The sequence below is a fragment of the Klugiella xanthotipulae genome, from assembly GCF_006716695.1.
GTDB lineage: Bacteria > Actinomycetota > Actinomycetes > Actinomycetales > Microbacteriaceae > Klugiella > Klugiella xanthotipulae.
In genome coordinates this window covers 545,922-569,313 of record NZ_VFPN01000002.1, presented here as the reverse complement: position 1 = coordinate 569,313, position 23,392 = coordinate 545,922, and the positions used below count along the sequence as shown (strand labels likewise).

At 65.9% G+C, this 23,392-nt stretch carries 16 protein-coding genes; 10 read left to right on the top strand and 6 right to left on the bottom strand.

The features are described 5' to 3' along the window. Positions 1-64 precede the first annotated feature (64 nt). Genes hpaD through FB466_RS08640 form a run of 5 tightly spaced genes read right to left on the bottom strand, consistent with a single transcriptional unit; the run spans position 65 to position 5,852 of the window. The gene (gene hpaD / locus FB466_RS08660; RefSeq protein WP_141917646.1) at positions 65-1,141 is read right to left on the bottom strand and encodes a 3,4-dihydroxyphenylacetate 2,3-dioxygenase; all 1,077 of its coding nucleotides are present in this window, start codon (positions 1,139-1,141) and stop codon (positions 65-67) included. Further along, complete coding sequence (gene hpaE, locus FB466_RS08655; RefSeq protein WP_141917644.1) at positions 1,138-2,727, bottom strand: 5-carboxymethyl-2-hydroxymuconate semialdehyde dehydrogenase; 1,590 nt, start codon at positions 2,725-2,727, stop codon at positions 1,138-1,140. The genes hpaD and hpaE overlap by 4 nt, the downstream gene beginning before the upstream one ends. 2 nt (positions 2,728-2,729) lie before the next feature. Next, entirely contained in the window at positions 2,730-3,674 is a 945-nt protein-coding gene (dapA, locus tag FB466_RS08650; RefSeq protein WP_141917643.1) for a 4-hydroxy-tetrahydrodipicolinate synthase, read from the bottom strand. A 55-nt stretch (positions 3,675-3,729) separates the two neighbouring features. Next, the gene (locus FB466_RS08645; RefSeq protein WP_141917641.1) at positions 3,730-4,392 is read right to left on the bottom strand and encodes a GntR family transcriptional regulator; all 663 of its coding nucleotides are present in this window, start codon (positions 4,390-4,392) and stop codon (positions 3,730-3,732) included. Continuing rightward, positions 4,389-5,852 (bottom strand): fumarylacetoacetate hydrolase family protein, encoded by a 1,464-nt coding sequence (locus FB466_RS08640; protein ID WP_141917640.1) that lies wholly within the window; start codon positions 5,850-5,852, stop codon positions 4,389-4,391. Before FB466_RS08640 ends, FB466_RS08645 begins: the two co-directional genes overlap by 4 nt. Before the next feature lie 238 nt (positions 5,853-6,090). Between FB466_RS08640 and FB466_RS08635 the strand changes: the two genes are divergently transcribed. The 10 genes from FB466_RS08635 to FB466_RS08590 all read left to right on the top strand — a co-directional run bounded on the left by FB466_RS08635 (position 6,091) and on the right by FB466_RS08590 (position 21,419). Next, positions 6,091-7,485, top strand: a complete 1,395-nt coding sequence (locus FB466_RS08635; RefSeq protein WP_246054591.1) for an MFS transporter — start codon at positions 6,091-6,093, stop codon at positions 7,483-7,485. 86 nt (positions 7,486-7,571) lie between these two features. After that, complete coding sequence (locus FB466_RS08630; protein WP_211344790.1) at positions 7,572-8,117, top strand: flavin reductase family protein; 546 nt, start codon at positions 7,572-7,574, stop codon at positions 8,115-8,117. Positions 8,118-8,180: 63 nt separating this feature from the next. Further along, complete coding sequence (locus FB466_RS08625; RefSeq protein WP_141917638.1) at positions 8,181-9,725, top strand: 4-hydroxyphenylacetate 3-hydroxylase N-terminal domain-containing protein; 1,545 nt, start codon at positions 8,181-8,183, stop codon at positions 9,723-9,725. Continuing rightward, a complete protein-coding gene (locus FB466_RS08620) occupies positions 9,722-10,696 on the top strand; it encodes an AraC-like ligand-binding domain-containing protein (RefSeq protein ID WP_141917637.1) in 975 nt (324 codons plus the stop codon). The genes FB466_RS08625 and FB466_RS08620 overlap by 4 nt, the downstream gene beginning before the upstream one ends. Positions 10,697-10,869: 173 nt before the next feature. Next, positions 10,870-12,678 carry a thiamine pyrophosphate-binding protein gene (locus FB466_RS08615; RefSeq protein ID WP_141917635.1) on the top strand — a complete coding sequence of 603 codons (1,809 nt, stop codon included), beginning with the start codon at positions 10,870-10,872 and terminating at the stop codon, positions 12,676-12,678. Between the two features lie 118 nt (positions 12,679-12,796). Further along, positions 12,797-13,624 (top strand): hypothetical protein, encoded by an 828-nt coding sequence (locus tag FB466_RS08610; protein WP_141917634.1) that lies wholly within the window; start codon positions 12,797-12,799, stop codon positions 13,622-13,624. Positions 13,625-13,681: 57 nt separating this feature from the next. Further along, the gene (locus FB466_RS08605) at positions 13,682-14,368 is read left to right on the top strand and encodes a potassium channel family protein (RefSeq protein WP_141917632.1); all 687 of its coding nucleotides are present in this window, start codon (positions 13,682-13,684) and stop codon (positions 14,366-14,368) included. A 200-nt stretch (positions 14,369-14,568) separates the two neighbouring features. Then, positions 14,569-20,070: a DUF6531 domain-containing protein gene (locus FB466_RS08600; protein WP_141917630.1), complete on the top strand. Its 5,502-nt coding sequence runs from the start codon at positions 14,569-14,571 to the stop codon at positions 20,068-20,070. After that, on the top strand, positions 20,067-20,447 hold the full coding sequence (locus tag FB466_RS08595; protein WP_141917629.1) for a hypothetical protein: 381 nt from the start codon (positions 20,067-20,069) through the stop codon (positions 20,445-20,447). Before FB466_RS08600 ends, FB466_RS08595 begins: the two co-directional genes overlap by 4 nt. A 711-nt stretch (positions 20,448-21,158) precedes the next feature. Then, on the top strand, positions 21,159-21,419 hold the full coding sequence (locus FB466_RS08590; protein WP_141917627.1) for a hypothetical protein: 261 nt from the start codon (positions 21,159-21,161) through the stop codon (positions 21,417-21,419). 359 nt (positions 21,420-21,778) lie between these two features. Here the strand turns inward: FB466_RS08590 and FB466_RS08585 are convergent, their stop codons facing one another. After that, entirely contained in the window at positions 21,779-23,227 is a 1,449-nt protein-coding gene (locus FB466_RS08585; RefSeq protein ID WP_141917625.1) for an aldehyde dehydrogenase family protein, read from the bottom strand. Between the last annotated feature and the right edge of the window lie 165 nt (positions 23,228-23,392).

Sequence of the window (23,392 nt, the reverse complement as noted above, 5' to 3'; positions counted from 1 at the left end):
CTGCATCCCCATCGGTTGGGGGGAGATGCAGAGGGCTCGTTTACGTGCGGCTGGTGTGCGTGGGCTACAGCTGGTACCCCAGCTTGTACTCGGGCATATCCTCGCCCTTGCGGGTGTAGGAGAAACCGTCGGCCCCAATCGTCACGGCCATCTCGCTCGGTTCCTCACGAGCCACAATCGGCTGGGGGATGCCGTCCAGGTCAAGCACCGGCGAGGCATCCGTGTACCAGCTGGGCACCACCGGGCTGCCCCACCAGTCGCGGCGCTGGTTGTCGTGCACATCCCAGGTGACCACGGGGTTATCCGGGTCCCCCGTGTAGTAGTCCTGGGTGTAGATTTCTACGCGGTGGCCGTCCGGGTCGCGCAGGTACAGGTAGAACGCGTTCGAGACGCCGTGGCGGCCGGGTCCGCGCTCGATGGTGTCCGATTTGCGCAGCGCGCCGAGCTTGTCGCAGATGTAGATGATGTTGTGTTTCTCGTGGGTGGAGAAGGCTATGTGATGCATCCGCGGGCCGTCGCCACCGGTGAGCGCGGTGTCGTGTACGGTGCCCTTGCGGTGCATCCATGCGGCGTAGGTCACCCCGTCCTCATCCTTGATGTCCTCGGTCACTCGGAAACCGAGCTCCTCCATGTACGTGCGGCCGCGGGGCACATCGGGGGTCACCTGGTTAAAGTGGTCGAGGCGCACGAGCGCTCCGGCCCCGTACAGTTCGTAGTTCCAGGCCAGGCGCTCCACATGGTCCACCTGGTAGAAGAACTCGTAGGGGAAGCCGAGCGGGTCCTCCACGCGCACCGAGTCACCCACGCCCCGCACGAAGCCGGTTGCGCGGCGCTCCACCCGGCAGCCCAATTCGCGGTAGTAGGCCTCGGCTCGATCAACATCTTCGGGGGTGCGCACCCGGTACGAGAAGCTCGCAACCGCGGCCACGGGGCCCAGGCGCAGCACCAGGTTGTGGTGGATGAACTCCTCCAGGGAGCGCAGGTAGATCTCGGTGTCCGACTCCTCGGTCACAACGAGCCCGAGGATGTCCACGTAAAACTCGCGGGAGGCGGCGAGGTCGGTGACCACCAACTCCATGAAGGCGCAGCGCAGAATGTCCGGTGGGGTCGCCGTGGGGGTGGGAATGATGCCATTCGTCATTGAATTGTCCTTTTCCTAGGGGGTGGGTACCGGATGCGCGGTGATCGGGGGGCGAGCTCCGCGCATCCGGGTTTCTGTGGTTCGGCGGGGCTAGCGGCCCCGAAGCGGGCGGTGTGCACGGCCCCGAGGGTGATGTGCACGGCCTGCTGGTCGGTGTAGAAGTCAATCGAGCGGTAGCCGCCCTCGTGGCCGAGGCCGGAGGCCTTCACCCCGCCGAACGGGGTGCGCAGGTCGCGTACATTGTGCGAGTTGAGCCAGACCATGCCCGCGTCGATTGCCTGCGCGAAGGTGTGGGCCCGCTTCAGGTCGTTGGTCCACACGTAGGCGGCCAGGCCGTAGCGCACGCCGTTGGCGAGCCGTAGCGCCTCCTCGTCGCTGTCAAACGGTGTGATCGCCACGACCGGGCCGAAGATCTCCTCCTGGAAGATGCGGGCCTCGGGAGACACATCCGCAAACACCGTAGGTGAGACGTAGTTTCCCTCGGGGAGGTTCTCGGGCCGCCCCCCGCCAGCAAGTAAGCGGCCTTCCGTGCGTCCGATCTCCACGTAGCTCATGACCTTGGCGTAGTGTTCCGGGTGCACGAGCGCGCCCACCTCCGTGGCCGGGTCGTGCGGATCGCCGACCACGATGTTCTTCGCGCGGGCCGCATAGCGCTCGCAGAACTCGTCGTACACGGCGCGCTCCACCAGGATCCGGCTGCCCGCCGTGCAGCGTTCGCCGTTGAGTGAGAACACCCCAAAAAGTGTGGAGTCGATGGCGGCGTCGAGGTCGGCGTCGGCAAAGACGATTGCCGGGGATTTGCCGCCCAGCTCCATCGACATACCCTTCAGGTTCTCGGCACAGTTGCGGAAAATCAGCTGGCCCGTGCTGCTCTCGCCGGTGAACGAGATGAGGGGAACCTCCGGATGCTTCACGAGCGCGTCGCCCGCCTCCTCCCCGATGCCGTTGACCAGGTTGAAGGCCCCCTCAGGCAGCCCCGCCTCCGCAAAAATGCTGGCCCAGAGACTCGCGGAGAGCGGGGTGAACTCGGCCGGTTTGAGCACAACCGTGCAGCCCGAGGCGAGTGCGGGTGCGAGCTTCCAACTTTCCAGCATAAACGGCGTGTTCCAGGGGGTGATCAGGCCGGCCACCCCGATGGGCTTGCGGTTCACGTAGTTGATCTGCGTACCGGGTACCTTGTAGAGGTCGTCACGCTGGGCCACGATCAGATCGGCGAAGAAACGGAAGTTTTCGGCCGCCCGTTGCGCCTGGCCGAGGGCCTGGGTGATGGGCAGGCCGGTGTCGAAGGTTTCAAGCTCGGCCAGCCGGGCATCCTGGGCCTCGACGGCGTCGGCGATCCGGTTGAGCACCCGGAAGCGTTCGCGTGGTTTCATCCGCGGCCAGGGTCCCTCACGAAAGGCGGTGGTTGCGGCGGCGACCGCGAGAGCGATGTCCTCCCGCTGCCCGGCCGCAGCGGTCGCGTAGGTCTGGTTTGACACGGGATCAAGCACGTCAAACGTGGCACCGTTCACACTATCGACGAATTTTCCGCCAATGTAGTGCTGGATGTGCGTGGGCAGATTCTCGGGAATGTAGTGCTGTGCCATGATTATGCTCCCTTAATAACAAAGCCCTCGGGGGAGGTGAGGTAGTCGGACCCCGCCGCCAGCAGGCTCCTGATCTGCACCAGCCCGGCCTCGGTGGGGGCAATCAGCGGTGGGCGGACATGCCCGGAGTTGATGAGCCCCTGCTGCTCCAGCACCCACTTGCCGGGGGCCGGGTTGGTCTCGACGAAAAGGAGGTCAACGAGCGGGTGCAGGCCGTAGTGAATTTTTCGGGCCAATTCGAGGTTGCCCGCCTCGGCCGCCTCGAACATCTGTGCCGTGGCCGCCGGGGCGATGTTGGCTGTTGCGCTGACGAAGCCCGCGCCGCCCAGCGAAAGGAGGGGCAGGCAGAGCAGCTCAATGCCCGACCAGACAAGAAGTTCGGGACCGCACAGGTGAAGCACCCGGGAGAAATGCTCAAAGTCTTTCGTGGTCTCCTTCACCCCAACAAAGTTGTCGAGGTCGCGGAACAGGCGGGCGACGGTCTCGGGGGCGATATCCACGGCCGTGCGGCTGGGCACGTTGTACGCCACGATGGGCAGGTCGGGAAACTCCTGGGCCACCGTCGTGTACCAGCGATACAGGGCCTCCTGGGTGGGGCGCGAGTAGTAGGGGGTGATGATGAGCGCGGCATCCGCGCCGGCGTCACGAGCTGCCGCCGTGAGCTCGATGGTCTCGTCGAGTTTCGCGGAGCCGGTGCCGGGCATGAACGGCACCCGGTCGCCCACGGCGGTGGCGACCGTGCGGATGGCCTCGGCCCGCTCCGCAACGGTCTGTGCGCTCGGCTCACCCGTGGACCCACCGAGTGAGATGCCGTGCGAGCCCGAGGCGAGCTGCCACTCCACCAGGTTACGGAGTGCGTCGTGGTCAACGGCACCCTCGGCCGTAAACGGCGTCATGAGGGGGGCAATCGAGCCGCGAATCTGGTGCGGATTACTGCGGAATTTCATGGTGGGTCCTTACTGCTGGGGCGGGCATCGTTGCTCGCGGGAGGGGGACGGAGGGTCAGTGCAGCGGGTCTGGCCGGTGCGCCAGGAACGCCTCAAGAGTGTTGGTGCGGTGGGCTCGCGCGGCCTTCTCAACCTCATCGGCCGGGGCCCCGGTCTCGATCAGGTGCAGGATGTTGTCGTGCTCTCCGACCGATTGCGCGGCTCGCCCCGGCACAAACGAGAACGTGGTCTCGCGTTGCCTGGCCAGGTTCTCCCAGCCCTTGCGGGCCAGGTCGAGCAGGTGCGGATTGGGGCAGCGCTCGAAGAGTACCGAGTGAAACTCGTGATTGAGCTGGGTGAAGAGGGCCGGGGCGAAGTCGGTGAGGGCGGCGCGCATCCGCTCGTTGACGGCGCGTGCCGTTTCGATATCCTCCGGCGTGATGCTGCCCAGGGCGAGCGCCGTGGCGGCACCCTCAATAATGCTCAGCGTCTGCATCGTGTGGTGGTACTCCACGGTGTCGATCACGGAGACCGTGGCCCCCACGTTGCGCTGGTATTCGATCAGGCCCTCGGCCTCCAACATCCGCAGGGCCTCGCGCACGGGCACGGGGCTCATGTCGAGGGTGCGGGCGAGCTGGTCGAGCACCAGGCGGTGACCGGGGGCGTAGCCGCCCGAGGCGATCTCCTCCCGGAGGTGCTGGTAGGCGCGCTGGGCTTTGCTGAGGGTTGTGCTGGTCATCCGCGGGTCTCTTTCCAGGTGGTGTAGGCCTCCCGCCAGGAAGCGTTCATGGGGTACAGGCCATCCACGCCGTGCCCCGCGGCCACCTGTTCGGCGATAAAGGTTTCCTCGTCCTCCTGAATAATGGAGTCGGCTACCAGCTCGTCAACGAGGTGCTCGGGGATCACGAGGAGGCCATCGGCGTCGCCCACGATAATATCGCCGGGTTGCACGGCCGCCCCGCCACAGGTAATGGTGGTGTCCACCTCCCACGGGACGTGGCGCCGGCCGAGCACGGCCGGGTGGCCGCCACCGTGGTAGGTGGGGATGTCCATCGCCGCCACGAGGGCGAGGTCGCGCACGCCGCCATCGGTGATCAGCCCCACCGCGCCGCGTACCCGGGCGCGCAGGGCGAGGATATCGCCCAGGGTGCCCGTGGTGCGGTCGCCGCGGGCCTCGATCACGAGCACATCGCCGGGGGTGAGGGAGTCGAATGCGCGCTTCTGCGCGTTGTAGCCGCCGCCGTGTTCGCGGAACAGGTCTTCGCGGTTGGCGATGTAGCGCAGGGTGCGGGCCCGGCCCACGAGGCGTTCGGTGGGGCGGGTGGGGGTGAGGCCGTCAATGGAGACGTTGTTGAGGCCGCGTTTGCGCAGCTGTGCGCTCAGCGTGGCCGTGCCCACCGAGTTGATCCGCGCGATGCGTTCGGCGGTGAGGAAGGGCTCGTCGGCGGCTAGTCCCGCGGCCTCGGCGCTGCCCCAGGCCTCGGCGCGCTGGGTGTCATCAACCTGCGGGCCAGCCCCGAAAGCACCAAAGGGGACGGTTCCCTCGGTGATGGGGGTGACCAGGCGGCCGGTGCGGGGTGCGCCGGGCGAGTGGGGGGCATCCACCTCAACCTCGACCGTGTCGCCCGGGACCACAACGCTCGATCCGGCGGGTGTTCCGGTGAGGATAATGTCGCCTTTTTCGAGTGTGATCAGCTGTGAGAGGTCGGCGATGAGCTGACCGAAGGGGAAGAGTAGCTCGCCCGTGGTGTCCTCCTGGGCGAGGGTGCCGTTGACCCAGGTGCGCACGCGCAGCCGGGCGGGATCAACCTCCGCCGCGGGGATGACGTGGGGTCCGAGAGGGGTGAAACCGTCGCCCCCCTTGGAGCGCAGGTTGGAACCCTTGTCGGGGACGCGGAGGTCGTAGAGGCCAAAATCGTTGGCCGCCGTGATGCCGGAGACGGCGGCCCAGCCCTCCTCGGGGCTGACGCGGCGCGTGGTGCGGCCGATGATGAGCGCCACCTCGCCCTCAAACGCGAGAAGTTCGGTGCCAAGGGGGCGTTCGAGCGGGGTGCCCGTGCGGGACACCGAGGTGCTGGGCTTGATGAAGTAGGAGGGGAGTGCGGGGGTGCGGCCGCGCTGCTCGGCGCGGCTGCGGTAGTTCAGGTGAACGGCGATGATCTTCCCCGGGTCAATGTCCGGGTGGGGGATGCTCGTCATGACGTCCTCGTCTCGTGGGTGCCGCTGTGCTGCTGGCGGTGGTGTCGGGGTTATTGCCGGTGGGTTCCCGGGGATATGTGCGGTGATGCGACGTGCTTGCCGTTTATATCTAATATCGTATACGATTACTCGGGAAGTTATCAACGTTGAAACTTTGACCCGCTACCGGGACCGAGAGGCCCGGGACCGCATCCCAGAATCACCCCACCCCAGAATCACCGAGACAAGGGAGTCTTTCGTGACAACACTCGATACCCGCACGGGGCGCGAACAGCGCCGCGTCGCCGCCGCAACAATCGTGGGCACCACGGTTGAGTGGTACGACTTTTTCATCTACGCGAACGCCGCCGCACTCGTCTTTGCCCCGCTCTTCTTCGAGCCGCTGGGTGCCCAGGCCGGCATCATCGTCTCGTTCGCCACCGTGGGCGTGAGCTTCCTGTTTCGCCCCATCGGTGCCATCGTGGCCGGCCACCTGGGTGACCGCCTGGGGCGCCGGGCGATGCTCGTCATGACACTGCTCCTGATGGGCCTCGCAACCGTGCTCATCGGCGTGCTGCCCACCTACGCCCAGATCGGCCTCGCGGCCCCCATCCTGCTCGTGCTGCTGCGCGTGATTCAGGGATTCTCGGCGGGCGGCGAGTGGGGCGGGGCCGCCCTGATGGCGGTCGAACACGCCCCCGACGGAGCGCGCGGTCGCTACGGGGCCTACCCCCAACTGGGGGTGCCCCTCGGTATGCTGCTGGCCACTGCGGTGCTGGCCGTCATGACGGGCACCCTCACCGAGGAACAGTTCCTCGGCTGGGGCTGGCGCGTGCCGTTCCTGCTGAGCATCGTGATGATCGCGGTCGGTTTTCTCGTGCGCTACCGGGTGAGCGAGAGCCCCGTCTTCCAAGAACTGACCGAGAGCAAAGCCCAGTCGCGGATGCCCCTGGTAGAGCTGCTGCAGAAGCACTGGAAAGTCGTGCTGCTGGCCGCCCTCACCTTCGCTGCCAACAGCGCCGTGGGTTATATGGTCACGGGCGGGTACGTGCTGTCGTACACGACCGCCGAACTGGGGATGGACCGCACCACGATCCTGTTGTGCGTGAGCGCATCCTCCGTGGTCTGGCTGCTCAGCACACTCTACGCGGGGCACCTCTCCGACCGGATCCGCAGCCGCACCCGGGTGTACCTGATCGGTTTTGTGCTCACCCTGATCTGGGTGTTCCCGATGTTCTGGCTGATCAACACGCAGTCGGTGCTGATGATTCTGGTCGCGCTGCTCGTACTCTCGGTGGGCCTGGGCTTTACCTACGGACCCATCGCGGCGTTCTTCTGCGAGACGTTCCCCGCCCGTGTGCGCTACTCGGGGTCCTCGCTCGCCTACGCTCTCGGGGCCATCCTGGGTGGTGCGTTTGCTCCGATGATCTCCACGGCGCTCGTGCAGCGCACGGGAACCACCCTCTCGGTGTCGGCGTACCTGGCCGGGGTGACGGCTGTGGGCATCGTGGCCATTCTGCTCATGAGAGACCGTTTCGGCTCCTCCCTACGCCAGGACGGCCAGGATGACCGCGACCGCGAGTTCCGGGAGACCGGGGCGATCAAAACCGCGGCCGCAGAGGCGCGACGGGCGGCCCGCGCCGTGCGCTCGTGACCATCTTCCGGGCGCTCGTGCCCAACATTCCCCGGCCACTCCGCCGTAGATTGAGGGCATCGCCCGCCACAACGAAGGAGGAGACAATGATGTCTGTTCACATCGCCCCCGGCCCCGTGCCGGTTACCGCCCCGGCCGCTGCGCCCTCGGCCCCGCTCGACACCCGCGCTCTGCGCGGCGCTCTCGGCCAGTTTGCTACCGGGGTCACCGTGGTGACCTACGAGCATGCGGGCACCACCTACGGGGCCACCGTGAACTCGTTCACCTCCGTATCGATGGACCCGCCGCTCGTACTCGTCTCGTTTATGCGCTCCAGCGGGGCCGCCGTCCGCCTACCCGACACGCCGTTCTCCATTAACATCCTGCACGACTCGCAGAACGCGACCGCCTGGCACTTCGCCGGTCGGCCGCAGGACGATCACAGTGTTGAGTGGGTCGTTGACGGTGTGGCCCCGCGTCTGGCCGACTCCCTCGCCTACGTCACCTGCACCCCCTGGGCGCAGTACGACGGTGGCGACCACGTGCTGATCGTGGGCCGGGTAGAGAGCTTCGGGGCCGAGGAGAGTGTCGGTGAGACCGGGCGGGCACCGCTGCTGTTCTTCCGCGGTGGGTGGCGGGCGCTCGCACGCTAGACCCGCCGCGCATCCCCAGCCCCCTTCTCCCGCCCCTCACCCCAGCACCCGAAAGAGACCCCCATGACACCCCCCACCACCCGCCCTATGACGGGCAATGAATACCTGGAGAGCATCCGCGACGAGCGCACCGTCTTCGCCTACGGCGAGCGCGTGAAGGATGTGACCACGCACCCCGCGTTCCGCAACTCGGCCCGCATGATCGCCCGCCAATACGACGCCCTGCACGACCCCGCGACGAAGGACGCCCTCACGGTGCCCACCGACACGGGCAGCGGCGGCTACACCCACGCCTTTTTCCGGGCCCCGAAATCCGCGGATGATCTGATTAGGGGTCGTGACGCCATCGCCGAGTGGGCCAAGCTCAGCTACGGCTGGATGGGTCGCTCGCCCGACTACAAGGCCGCCTTTCTCGGCTCGCTGGGTGTCAACCACGAGTTCTACAACCCGTACGTGGAGAACGCGCAGCGCTGGTATCGGGAGTCGCAGGAGAAGGTGCTGTACTGGAACCACGCGATTGTGAACCCACCCATTGACCGCAACCGTCCCGCCGACGAGGTGGGGGACGTGTTTGTGCATGTCAAGCGGGAGACCGACTCGGGGGTGATCCTGTCCGGGGCCAAGGTGGTTGCCACGGGCTCGGCGCTCACCAATATGAACTTCATCGCGCACTACGGTATGCCCATCAAAGACAAGCGTTTCGCGATTGTGTGTACCCTGCCCATGAACGCGCCCGGGCTCAAATTGATCAGCCGTGCCTCCTACGCGATGGCCGCTGATGTGGTGGGCAGCCCGTTCGACTACCCGCTGTCCAGCCGACTCGACGAGAACGACGCCATCCTGATTCTCGATGAGGTGCTGGTGCCGTGGGAGAACATCTTCGTTTATGGCGATCTCGATAAGGTGTCGAACTACTCCACCAAGTCGGGGTTCAAGGCTCGCCTGCTGCTGCACGGCTGCACCCGTCTGGCCGTGAAAATGGACTTCCTCACGGGCCTGCTCGTGAAGTCGCTGGAGATGACGGGGTCGCGCGACTTCCGCGGGGTGCAGACGCGGATCGGTGAGGTGATGGCCATCAGGCACCTGTTCTGGTCGCTGTCCGAGGCGATGGCGCGTAAGCCGGAAGCCTGGATTGACGGGTACGTACAACCCGACCGGGTGGCCTCGATGGCGTTCTCCTGGTTCCTCACCACGCAGTACCCGCGGGTGCTGGAGATTGTGCAGCAGGATCTCGGTTCGGCGCTCATCTACCTGCCGTCGCACGCCGCCGACTTTAGCAATGAGGAGATCCGCCCCTACCTCGACCAATACGTGCGCGGCTCGGGTGGGGTGGACTCGCTCGAACGGGTTAAGACACTCAAGGCCATGTGGGATGCCACGGGCACCGAGTTTGGTTCGCGCCACCAGCTGTACGAGCGCAACTATCAGGGCAACCACGAGCAGGTGCGCATCGAGATCGACGCCGTTACCACCGAGCGCGGGATGACCGGCGACTTCATCAGGTTTGCCGAGCAGCTGATGAGCGAGTACGACGAGAACGGCTGGACCGTTCCCGATATGATCCCGAATGATGACGTCACCGTGATCGGAAAGCTGAACCTCGGGTGACCACCTTCTCCACCGTGGCGGAGGTTCACGGTCTGTCCGAGTGGCGACAGACCGTGAACTCTCTGCTCCTCCCGCTCGTGATCGAGAGCGTGGATGCCGACCACTTTTCTGCACGGATCGAGACGTGCCGGGTGGGCGGCATCCGCCTTTTTAACGTGTGGGCGTCGCCGCACACGTTGGAGCGCACGAGCCGCCTGGCCGAGGCCGGTGCCGACCCGGTGTACTCGATCTCGCTGCAGCTGACCGGCAGGAGCACGGTGACGCAGAACGGCAACCACGGGGTGCTCGAACCGGGTGACTTTGCCGTGTACGATTCGACGCTGCCCTATCGGCGCGAGTTTCCGGTGGACTCCCGCACGCTCGTGGTTATCTTCCCGCAGCAGATGATTGCCCTGCCGCCGCGGGCGCTTGCGGGTATTGGCGGGGTGCGCATCGCCGGGTCCGAGGGGCTGGGGCGCATCGTGTCACCCTTTCTGGTGGGCATTGCGGAGAACCTGGCCGTGCTGGGCGGGCGCACGGGCCTGAGCGTGACCCAGTCGGTCGTGGAGATGGTGTCGGCCGCGTTTGTGGAGACCATCGGGGTGGTGGCCGCAACCGCGGGGGCGGGCGGCTCGGCGGCCGTCACACCCTGCGCCCGGCTGGAACAGACCATGCGCATCCGGGAACACATCATGGCGCGCCTGGGCGACGCCGACCTTACCCCGGCCGTCATCGCCGCCCACCACTTCATTTCGACCCGTCACCTACACCACCTTTTTCGGGAGCAGGGTACGAGCGTGGCCACCTGGATTCGGGAGCGGCGGCTGGAAATGAGTCGGCGTGATCTCTCCGACCCGATGCGGGAGGGCGAGACGATTCGGGAGGTGGCGAGTCGCTGGGGTTTTGTGGATGCGACGCACTTCTCCACCCTCTTCCGCCGCACCTACGGGGCGAGCCCGCGTGAGTATCGGCGGAGCGCCCTCGGCGAGTAGCCCGGGTGGGCCGGGGGCTTGAACTGGGTGACGGATGCGGGGTACAGTACGTGGGTCCGACATCCTTCTCGATGTCGTTGCTCGAAAAAGGGGCAACAGCGCGGATGCCCCCAGCGACGGCGGCCCGTAGACACACACGGAAATCTGTCCGTTGTCTGGAGAAGGAAGCCCCCATGACACACCCGTCTTCTGTCGTACCCGTTTATGCCGACCCTGCCCGCCCCGACCGGGTAACCGTCTCGATGCGGGTGGCCGGGGCTCTCGCCCCGCACCTCACCGACTGCTTCGGGGTGATGGGTAACGGCAACGCACACTTTCTGGATGCGCTGTGCGGCCCGGACGCGGGCGACCTCGCTGCGGTCGCCGTGCGCTACACCGCCGTGCGGCACGAGTCCGGCGCTGTGGCCGCCGCGGACGCCTACTACCGGGCGAGCGGCCGGGTGGCCCTCGCAACCGCGACCTACGGGGCCGGGTTCACCAACACGCTTACGGCGCTCGCGGAGTCGGTACAGGCGCGCATCCCGCTGCTGCTTGTGGTGGGGGATGCCCCCAGCACCGGGTTCCGCCCCTGGGATATCGACCAGCCCGGGGCCGCCGCCGCTCTCGGCGCGCGCACGTTCACGGTGGGCATCGGGGATGCCGCTGCCACCGCGATGCGCGCCCTCAACTATGTCCGCGAGCACCGCACGGCGGCGGTGCTCGCGATCCCCTACGACCGGGCAACGGCCACGGCGCTGCCCGAGGCGGACCTCCCGCCGCTGTCGGTGATCGCCCCTGTGGAGCCGGAGGCCGCCGCGATTGCCGCCGCCAGCGACGCCCTGCTCGGTGCCCGACGCCCACTCCTGCTCGCCGGTCGGGGGGCGTGGCTGGCCGGGGCCGGTCCGGAGGCGCAGCGCCTCGCCGACCTGCTCGGCGGGTTTACCGCGACGACGCTCCTGGCCCGTGGCCTCTTCGGTGAGAGCACCGCCGACCTGGGCATCGCGGGCGGCTTCGCCTACGACCGCGCCGCCGAACTGATGGCCGAGGCCGATGTGCTGCTCGTGGTGGGGGCGGGACTCAACCAGTTCACCCGCAGTTTCGGGGCGCTCTGGGGGGAGGGTGCCCATATTATCCAGATTGACCGGGAAGAGAGGGCGACCCACGAGGGGGTACACACCTTTGTGCGTGGGGACGCTCGGGTGGCGCTCAGCCGGATCGCCCAGCGCGTTGCCCGGAGCCCTCGCCCCTCCGGCCCCACCTGGCGGGAGCGGATGCCCGAGGTTGCCGCCGGGGCTCACGCGCAGCGCCCGCCGGGGGATGCCGTCGCCCGTGACGGTCGCCTCGACCCGCGCAGCCTGGCCCGCCGTCTCAACGAGATCATCCCGGCCAATCGCACGGTGGTGCAGGATGGCGGTCACTTCCTCGGCTGGGCCCCCAGCTACTGGGATATTTCCGCACCCGACCGTCTCGTCATGGTGGGGACGGCGTTCCAATCGATTGGTCTGGGGATGTCGAGCGCCGTTGGTGTCGGGGCTGCGGTGGCCGACGGCACGGTGGTGCTGTGCACGGGGGACGGTGGGGCGTTGATGGCGCTCGCCGATTTTGAGACGGTGGTACGCACCCTGCGCAGCGGTATCGTGGTGGTCTTCAACGATGCGGCCTACGGGGCGGAGATTCACCAGTACGGTTCGCGCGGTCTGGGTACCGGGCCCATGCTCATCGACGAGGTTGATTTTGCGGGGGTTGCTCGTTCGCTGGGTGCGACGGCGGCCACGGTCACGACCCTCACCGATCTGCGCGCGCTCGAACACTGGGTGGCCGCCGGTGCGACGGGGGTGTGCGTGCTCGATTGCCGCGTCTCGACGACCGTGCGTGCCCCGTACATTGGGGAGGTTGTGGCGGCGGCCCGGGCTGCCGAGTCTCTGGCTGTCGAGCCTGTGGTCCCCGCCCTGGCGGCCCCCGCCTCGCCGGCCCTCCCCCCAACATCCCCAGCCCTGCGGTGATTTTTGTCCGCCAGCCCGAGTTATTTTCTCGGTCCGGCGGACAAAAATCACCCGGGGGGAGGCGTGGGTGGGGGGTCCGATATGCTCCTTGCCCGCCGGAGCCGCTACCCTGGGTGTCATGAAGCATCAGCTCGTCCTCGACAAGATCCCCTCCCGTAGTCTCGTCTACGCTCTCGACCAGGACATCGCCCGTTGTACGCGTACGCAACTGGCGGTTGCCAAGCTCGAAGGCCGGTCCCTGGCCTCCACCGAAGGCTCGGTACTCGGGCCCGTCCTCACCCGATGGCGCTGCCTGATCGACGCCGAGGAGGCCGATATCAACGCCCGCAACGTCGGGCTCGTTGCCCTGGCCGTCCAACTCCACGCCCACGGATTCGCCGATTCCGGCATCACGCGGCGTGCGCTCGCGGCCATCGACGAGCTCAATGACAACGTGGTGCTGTCGGACGCTTTTTGGCGTGACTCCCCGGCGATCAAGGCCCTCCTCACCTCCGCGCCCGCCGCAATCACGCGCGTGCCGCGGGTTTTCCAAGACTTCACCGCGTTCCGCGTCGGTGATGCCGTCTCGATTCGGGTGGGTGATCTCTACTACGCGGCCGCCGTCATCGACATTGAGGACGACACCGATCACCCCATCCTGCACGTCTACGAGGGCGAGTTCACCGAGCCGCCCACGGCCGAGCAGTTGGAGGGTCGCTCCGAGGCGCGGCCCCGAGGGCGCGGCAGGTGCAGTGTGGCTGGTTTGGCGCTCCTGCCCGATCCCGCCCGTCAGGTGAGTCTGATCGAGGGATACCGTATCCTCTGGCCCATCGGCGAGGAGCCGCGGGATGGCGAGGGTCGCTACGCCTCCATCTCGTTGCCCGAGCTCGCGGACTTTGTGGTGCGGGTGGCTGGCGACCGCGCGCCCGCACCCGCTCACGCGAGCGCTAACGCGCTGGTCGGCTAGCCACGGTTCCTTCCGGGTGCGGGGTATTATTTCCTCACCCGGAAAGGTGGCCGCCGCATGACGAGGTCCGAGAAACCCGACCCCCGTGTGGTTCGGCGCGCCCGCTGGGAGCGTGCGACCAGTTCTCCCCTGCTGGTGTGCGGGGTGCTGTTTATCGTGGCCTATTCGGTGCTGGTGCTAGTACCCAGCCTACCCGGCTGGCTTTCTCCGATTATTCTCGCGGTGGTTATCGCCACCTGGCTTATTTTTCTGTTCGACTACGTCGCCCGTTGGTTGCTGACGCCACGCGGGCAACGGGGGCGTTTTGTGCGGGCCACCGTGCCCGACCTGCTCTCGGTGCTGATGCCGCTCTTCCGGGCGTTCCGGGTGCTCCGCGACATCCCGTATCTGAGCCACCGTACCGGTGCCGCGGTGCGCACGCGCGTGGTTGCCTACGCCGCCTGCTACGCCGCCGTTTTCATCTACGTCATCTCTCTCGCGACCCTGCGGGTGGAGCGGGATGCCCCCGGCAGCACCATCACCACGCTTGGTGATGCACTGTGGTGGGCCTGTGTGACGGTTGCCACCGTGGGCTACGGCGACACCTACCCGGTCACGGGTCTGGGCCGCCTCTACGCCGTGATGTTGATGGCGGGCGGAATCGTGATCGTGGGTACGGCCTCGGCTGTTGTGATCTCGTACCTGAACGAGCACATCCTGCGGGTGTCTCGGCGGGATGCTGAGGGCAGCACTCCCGTCGAGTAGCGCCCGTAAAAATAGTTGTTGTGGGTGTTTCCGGGGGGTTATCGCCGTGAGCAGGTGAAATCCGGGGCCCGGTGGTGGGCTTTTGGCGAGACGCTCTGGGGCGGTCGGGGCCGGGGTGTGTGCTGGGGTATCGTGGCTGTTGCTTTGTTATTTGTGCGGTGCGTAGCATCCCTGCTGACGGGCCCAGGAAAGGTGAGTTTATGTCTGGAATGCACGGCAGCGACCCTCTGGTCTTCAACTACGGCACCGCAGACGGGCTGGTGTCGGCGTTTAATAACGCGGCCTCAACGGTTGAGGGGCAGTCGGCGTCACGGGCCTCCTACGTTACGACCGGGCAGCAGGACTTCCAAGGCCACTTTGCGAACCTGTTTACGGCGAATGCGTCAACAGCTGCGAGTGACGCGACGCGCCTCGTGGCGGCGTTGCGGCTGGTGGCGACGTATGCGCAGGAGCTGCGGGATGCCGCCACCGAGGAGGATGCCCGTCGTCGGCGTGCGCGGGAGTGGGAGGAACGCCAGGACAATCGGAGCGTGGGCGATTACATTAGCGATTTCTTTACGGGTGGCGAGGATGCCCCCACCGAGAAGCCTCAGCCAGCCCCGCGCCACGAGGCCCCCGCGCCCACGTCCGGTTCCCGTGACACCCCGGCTGGGGCGGCTGGCGGTGCGGCTGGCGGCACCTCGGCGGCCCGGCCGAGCAGTCTGCGCTCATTCGCCACGGGTATCTCGGGCCTGGATCAGCTGCTGAGCACGACCCCGGGAACGCTGCGGGGCACGCTCGCGGATTTTGTGGCCCAGTGCCAGTGGGGCACCCTGGACGGTTCGGGAGTGGTGACGGCCTACGACAAGTGGTTGTTGGCTAATGCTAACGATGCGACGTGGGCGAACACCCTGGCGGCTGCGTTTGCGGCGGCTGGCGGTGAGGCTGCCGTGTCGCGGGTGTCGGATGCTGCGCTGGGCTCGGCCCTGGCCGCGGCGGGCGTGAACGCGTCGCGTTCGGCCCTGCAGATTGATCCGCCGACGGCGTTTGGGGCACCGCCCACGACGGGGTATTCGATGGACCCGGTGAACACGGCCACGGGTAATTTTATCGAGCCCGAGGTCGATCTGGGTGGTGTTGGTGGGGCTGCATCCCTGCGGCTGTCTCGGATGTATAACTCGCTGGACTCGCGGGTGGGGGTCTTTGGCCCCGGGTGGTCTTCGGTCGTGGAGATCGCGCTGACCCTCTCCGATGAGGGGGCGGTCTGGCGGATGGGTGACGGGCGCGAGGTTCATTTCCCGCGCCAGGGCGCGGGCTGGGATCGCGCGCGCGGCGAGAACTTTTGGTTGGTGGTAGAGCCGGAGGCCGGGCACGGCTCGGTTCTGGTGGTGCGGGATAACGCCGGGTCGCGGTGGGAGTTCACGCCCGCCGGAGTGTGGCTGGGTTCCAGTTCGGGCCCGGGCACCGCGGTGCGGGTGGTACGCGGTGCCGACGGCGAGGTCGCCCGCCTCGCACACGAGCGTGGCCGCTTCATCGACGTGGAGTATGCGGATGGCCGGGTGGCCGTGGCTCAGGCCTCGGATGGGCGCCGGGTGGAGTACGTGTACGACGACTCCGGGCGGCTCGTGGAGGTACACTCGTCGGCCGGGGTTCGTACGTATCGGTGGAACGAGGCGGGCCTGATTGAGGCCGTTGTGGCGGCCTCCGGTGTGGTGGAGGCTCGGAACGAGTACGACGACTCCGGCCGGGTGACGCTCCAGGTGTCTCCGCACGGCCGTCGGGTGCGGTTTGCGTATCTGCCGGGTCGGGTGACGGTGGTGTCGGATGAGGACGGGTCGCGGTCGAACTCGTGGATCGCCGATGCCAAGGGCCGCCTCGTGGGCGTGCTTGATAGCGAGGACCGGCGTCAATCGATGTCGTATGATTCCCACGGCAACCTGGTGTCCTCAATTGCGCGGGACGGTGGCGTCACGGTGCACGCGTATGACGAGCGTGGGCGTAAGGTGCGTACGGTCACGCCAGAGGGTGCGGATATCACGTACGGGTGGGATGATCGTGACCGGGTGACGACACTGGTGACCGAGTCCGGAAGTGTCGTTGAGTACGAGTATTCCGGGGATGACCGTAACCCGTCGGTGATTCGGGATCCCCTCGGCGGGCGAACCGAGATGACCTGGACGGGCGGCCTGCTCACCCGGGTGGTTGACCCGGTGGGGGTGGCCGTCTCATTCACCTACGACGACTGGGGCGACCTGATCGCCACCACCAGCCAGACCGGCGCCTCGGCCCGTATCGTTCGCGATCACGCCGGTCGGCCGGTGCAGGCGATTACCCCGGCCGGCAGCGTCACACGGTTCACCTACAATTCTGCGGGGCAGCTCTCGGCCCGCGAGGGCCCGGATGGTGCCCTCTGGCGGTTCGAACATGACGGTGTGGGCCGGGTCACGGCGATTGTTGACCCGCTCGGTGCCCGCACCGAGATGACGTACGGGCCAAGCGGTGAGCTCACCCGCACGACGGATGCGCTGGGGCGTGTCATCGAGCGTTCCTTCGACGACCTGGGCAACGTGGCTAACGTGGTGCTGCCGGACGGGGCCAGGTGGGGTTTTGCGCACGACGCACTGTCGCGTCTGACGGCGATTACCGACCCGGGCGGTCACGACTGGACGCGCGAGTACGGCCCAAACGGTGCGCTCACCGCGGTTGTTGACCCCACCGGGGTGCGCCTGGATGCGAGCGCCGACCGTGCCGCGGGCACCGGTGCCCTCACGGACGCGTTTACCTCGATGTCGTTCCAGTTCGACGAGTTCGGCCGCCCCTCCCGGGCGGAGTCCGCCGACGGCACGGCCGAACTTGTCACCTACGACGGGGCCGGTAACCCGGTTGAGCTGGTGGACGGCGAGGGCGGGCTGACCCGCCTCGAACGTAACCTGGCGGGCCGCATCATCCGGATCACGTCACCGACGGGTGCCGAGACCCGGTTCGAGTATGACGAGTGTGGGCGCCCGTGGCAGACGGTTGATCCGCTGGGTGCCGTCACCACGCTGTCGTACAACGCCGATTCGCGCGTCGCGTCCCGCACCCTGCCGACCGGTGAGGTGGAGTCCTTCACCTACGACGCGGCGGGCCGGTTGATCTCGCGGGTGGCCCCGGGCCGGGGCGTGGCCCACTACGGCTACGACCGGGTGGGCCGCCTCACGTTCTCGCGGGACACCTACTACGGCACGCGCCGGTTCCGCTACAACCTGGCTGGTGAGCTCGTCCGGGTGGAGAACGGTGTCGGTGGGAAGACCTGCTACGAGTACGATGCCCGCGGTCGTCTCATGCGGATCACGGACCCGGTGGGCGGGGTCACGACCCGTACGTATACGAGTACCGACAAGGTGGACTCTGTGACCGACCCGCTCGCCCGGGTCATAACCGCGACGTATGACGCGGCCGGTCGGCAGCTGACGCAGACGGATGCCGACGGGCACGTCACCTCCTGGACGTATGATGCGGCCGGTCGGCAGGTCACCGTGAGTATTGATGGCCGGCTGGTGTCCTCCGTGTCGCGGGATGCCGCGCGGCGGCGAGTGCAGTTCACCGACCACACCCGCACGGACGGCCGGGCTGTGGAGCACGCGTTGGAGTATGACCGTCGCGGCCAGTTGATCCGCCGCACCCGGGGCGAGAGCGAGATGAGCTGGGCCTACGATGCGGATGGTCGGCGGGTGTCGTTCACCGATCACACCGGAACCACCACCCGCTACACGCACGATCGGGCGGGGAACCTCACGGGCGTCGCTCACCCGCACCTGGGTGAGGCGTTCTTCGCCTATGACGGTGGAGGCCGCCTGGTGAGTTCGTCTGCGGGCGACCTGGCCCAGTCCTGGGAGTACTCGGACGGGTGGCTCACGGCCCATACCCGCACCGGTGCCGAGGGTGTGGGCAGCACCGTCATAGGCCGCGACGAGGACGGCCGCATCACGTCCGTCACCCACGACGCCACCACAACGTACCGTTACGACGGGGCTGGGCAGTTGGTCGCAGCCGTGACGGATACCGGCGGCGTCGCCGCGCAGGCGTCCTGGACCTACGACGCCGCCGGTCGCCTGGTCACCGAACGCGGTGCGGGCGGTGCTGAGCGCCAGTACACGTATGATGCGGCGGGCCAGTTGCTGAGTACCATCCACGGTGGCGTGACGACCCGCTACTCTTACGACGGTTCTGGTCGGCGCATCCGTGAAGCGTCAAGCGACGGTTCTGGGTGTGACTATGTGTGGGATCCGCGCGGGTATCTCACCCGGGTAACCGCGACGAATACCAGCGGGGTAACAACGCGTCAGCACGAGTTGTGGGTGGATGCCACAGGCGAGCTGGCCGAGATCACCGCAACCGGCACTGGCAGTACCGCTCCGGCGGCGGTGCCGGTGTGGTGGGATACCGCCCGTCCGTTCCCGATGCTGATTGGCGTTGGTGAGACACAGGTTCTCCCCGTGTCTGGGGGCGTGACCGGTATTGGTGGTGTGTGGACCACCCCGGGGTGGCGGGCGACGCGGGCGACGGATGTTGTAGACCCGTGGGCGGTGATTGGTGCCGCGGCCGTGCCCGGTACGCCCGTCCCGGGCAGTGGTGGTGGCGGTGCGCCCGGCAGCCTTGCCGGTGGTGCGGAATCGGATGCGGCCGGTGCCCTCGCCGGTCTGCTCCCTGTGGGTGTGGATCTGACGGCCTCGGGTGGTGTGAGTGTGGGCGGTCTGGAGTGGTTGGGTGCTCGTACCTATGACCCGGCTACGCGTGGTTTTTTGTCGGTGGATCCGTTGGAGCCGGTGTTGGGTGCGGGGTGGTCGGGTAATCCGTATGCGTATGCGGGTAATAACCCCGTAGGTTTATCGGATCCGACGGGGTTGCGTCCGGTGACGGATGAGGAACTTGCGGCGTATAACAACGCGAATAATGGTGCGTTGGCGGCTGCGGGTGAGTGGTTGGGCGATAACTGGGAGTACCTGGCTGGTGGTGCGATGGTCATTGCGGGTGGGGTGCTCATCGCGACGGGGGTGGGTGGGCCGCTGGGCGGTGCGCTTCTGGGCGCGGGTGTGGATGCGATCATTCAGAAGGCGACCACGGGCAGTGTGGATTGGGGCCAGGTCGCGATTAGTGGTGTCTTTGGCATGGTGGGTGGGGGTATTGGTGCGCAGATCGCGGGTCAGGTGGGGGAGGCTGTTGGTTCGACGGCGTACGCGTTCCTGACGGGTCCGGGGCCGCATACGCTGGAGGGTGCGGCGAGTAGTCTTGGTGCGGGACTCGCGATGGCTGTGGTCCCGGGGGGTTTGGGTAGGGTGCTGCCGCCCGCCGCGACCCGGCCACTCGGAGACTTACCCGTCGGCGGCGGAGCCGCGAGTAAACTAGATAACTTGACGCCATCGACTGGAGGATCTGTTTCTGTCTTTAGGGGCGTTGATGGAGCAGAATTTGATTCGATCGCGGATACCGGAATTTGGGCTACCGGTGCAGGTATGGAGGGGAAATTCTTTACCACCACCGGGGATTATGCTGAACAGTGGGTGCAAAAGCTCCTCAAGGGTGATGGTGTTGTACTCGAGACGAATATCCCTAGATTTGTTTTTGACCGGCTTGAGCTAATCGGCCAGAACCTCGATGGAATTGGGCCGGGGATGTATGCTCAAGAGGATGTCCTAGAGCTTATAAACAAAAATATGGATGGAATTAGGTTGTGGGAATGATTAAGAATATTGATAATCCGCTTATTATAGTTCGGTTAGCGTGGTTGCCAAAAGAGAGTGGCGGACGTCGGGCTGGTCCACCAAATACCGAAGGAGTCTACGCTTCAACTTGCCGATTTGAATTATGGCCGAACCCAGAACAAGACGCTGAATCAGAGTCCGAAGCGTTTAGCATTCTGCTTCAACGAGTTGTCGATTCAAGCGAAGAGTGGCAGTACAAGGCAACCTTCTTGGCTCCAGAGCTAGTTGAGTCCATGCTGAAAGTTGGCCGGAAATTAGTTGTCACTGAGGGGCTTCGCAAGGTTGCGTTCGGGGAAATAATTAAGGTTCCGAACGTGGAAGAAAAGGGCGGTGTCATCCGTCGGAACATTAACTGAGACCCTCAGTTCGTCAGCAAGTTTCAGGACTATTCACTCTTACGTTCACCCCAGAGGCTTATTAAAGCGGATACGCCCCCTAAAACAAGTGACGATTTACCCCACGTAGAGATGTGGTTCGCCCCCACCTCCTCCACCACCACATGGTGGGTGGGGGTATTGGTGCGCAGATCGCGGGTCAGGTGGGGGAGGCTGTTGGTTCGACGGCGTACGCGTTCCTGACGGGTCCGGGGCCGCATACGCTGGAGGGTGCGGCGAGTAGTCTTGGTGCGGGACTCGCGATGGCTGTGGTCCCGGGGGGTTTGGGTAGGGTGCTACCGCCCGCCGCGACCCGGCCACTCGGAGACCTACCCACCACGGCACATATTGGTGGGGCACCGGACTCTGTATTGATTTACAAAGCCCTACCGGAAGGAACGACTGATAGGGTCCTTCGAGATGGGTTTGACCCAGCAGACTACCCGGGAAGCGGATGGGGGTATCCCAACGGCAGGGCATACTTCGGACTCGGTTCAGAAGGAGAACGCATAGCGACTGACTACTCGACTTATAGAGGCTACGACCCAATCCCGATAGAAATTGCAATACCAAGGGCGGATTTCGATGCCCACTTCAGTGAGCATATTGGTAGGCATAACGGTGTGCCAAACTCTGAAGTAGCAATCCCTAAAGAGCAATTCGATATTCTTAATCAGTATCCGAGGTCACTTTATGGCTAGCAGTGAGCGTGAAAAAAAAGAAACAATAGGCATGATAGTTCAGGGGGTGGTTATCGATGTCTATAGGTGGGGGGTTTTTGTCGATATAAAAAAAGAATCAATTGGTAATATCGATCCAATATATATTGAGAACGACACTTACGTTGCTGGCGAGAAAGTTACTGTTTTCGTTGAAGCCTATAGAGATAATGAAGGACAGTATTTCTTGCGGCCGTTGGGTAAAGTTCCCTACCGTGAAAGGCTTGAGTTGTAGGCGGAAGCTGGCGTAGCCAGATTGAATCTGGACGGTAGCCTCGAACCAGGATGTTCATGGACTGCTGGTGGTGGTGTCATAGCGCGGTAGCAACGGGAAGGGGCGTTGCTGATGTTTCCACGAGGGCAGTTGACGTTTCAGGACCGGGCAGAGACTCAGTACCGGGTTGAAAGCGGAGTGATCCCTTCGTCACCGGAGCCGCGACTGGTGGCGGTCATTTATGGCCAGAGAATCCGGGTAAAACACCATTCCCGCACGACTGGTCGCAGGACAGAATTATGCACGAAATTTCCGACGTTGTGACAGATCCAAGTTCAGGAACATCGCCGGGGCACTCGGGACGCACCGCGAGCCCCGGCCTACGACTGCCCGTAGTGCAGCCACACCGCCTTCGTCTCGGTGTAGGCGTCAATGGCCTGCGGTCCCATCTCGCGGCCCCAACCGCTCGCCTTGTAGCCGCCCCAGGGGGCCGCCATATCGGGCACGGGCGGCATATTCACAAACACCGCGCCGGCCTTGATGCCGTTGGCGAGCCGCTGCGAGGTGCGGATGTCGTTGGTCCACACCGTCGCCGCCAGGCCGTACTCGGTGTTGTTGGCCCGGGCGATGATGTCGTCCAGTTCATCCTCGCCGTCGTAGGCCATGACCGAGAGGACCGGTCCAAAGATCTCCTCGGTGGCGATGGTCATAGTGTCGTGCACACCCGAAAATACCGTGGGGCGGTAGAAGTAGCCCTCGCGGTCGAGTCGCTGGCCGCCGGTGACCAGCTCGGCCCCCTCGGTGCGGCCGAGGCCCACCAGGCGATCCACGTGACAGAGGTGTTTCTCCGAGACGAGCGGCCCCAACTGGGTCTGCTCGTCGGCCCCCGGCCCCACGGACAGGGCAGAGACGGCCGCAGCCAGCTTGGTGACAAACTCATCCTCGCGTTTCTTATCCACGTAGAAGCGGGTGTAGGCGGCGCAGACCTGGCCCGTGTTGAGCGTGGCCCCCGCGGTGTTTCCGGCCACGGCCGCGTCGATGTTGGCGTCGGCCGCGATGATGCTGGGGGCCTTGCCGCCCAGCTCCAGGGTGAGGCGCTTCAGGTTAGAGTCGGCGCTTGCCCGGGCGATGATCCGACCGACGTTCGTGGACCCCGTGTAGGAGACGTGGTCAACATCCATGTGTGAGGTGAGGAATCCGCCGGTCTCGCCGCCGCCCGTGACCAGGTTGACCACACCGGCGGGGAACCCGGCCTCCGCCGCCAGCTCCACCAGCCGGATGCTCGTGAGTGGGGTCACCTCGGAGGGCTTGATGACGACGGTGTTGCCGGTGGCCAGCGCCGGGGCGAGCTTCCAGGCGAGGATCATCAGGGGAAAGTTCCAGGGGGTGATGAGTGCGTTCACCCCGATGGGTTCGCGCCTCGTGTAGGCGAGCGTCTCGGGGAAGGAAACGGGGGTCGTGCTCCCCTCGATCTTGGTCACCCAACCCGCGTAGTAGCGGAAGTGTTCGGCCGCCCCGGCCACGCTCACGGCCCGCGAGACGCCAATGGGTTGGCCCTGGTCGCGGGTTTCCAGCTGTGCGAGTTCTTCTGCGTTCCTCTCGATCAGGTCGGCGAGGCGGAAGAGCAAGGCGGCGCGCTGCACGGGCAGCAGCCCGGCCCACTCGGCGGCCCCGAGGGCGGCGCGGGCGGCGGCGACCGCGGCATCCACCTCCGACCGGGTGGCGCTGGCCACCTCGGTGATGACGGTGCCGGTCGCGGGGTCGAGGGTGGGGATGGCCTCGCCCGACCCCGTGTCCCACTCGCCGTTAATGTGCAGGCTGTTTGTCATCGAAGTGCTCCTTAGCGTCGGTGGCGCGGTCGTGGCATCCGGGTGCGGCATCCGGGTCTCGCGTCTTCTCTCAGTATTCCGGGGCGACCCCCGACCTTCTTGTCGGCCCAGGTACAGCAGTTGACCACGAGCGAAGGCCCTGAACCGCAGGTGTGCCCCGCCGCG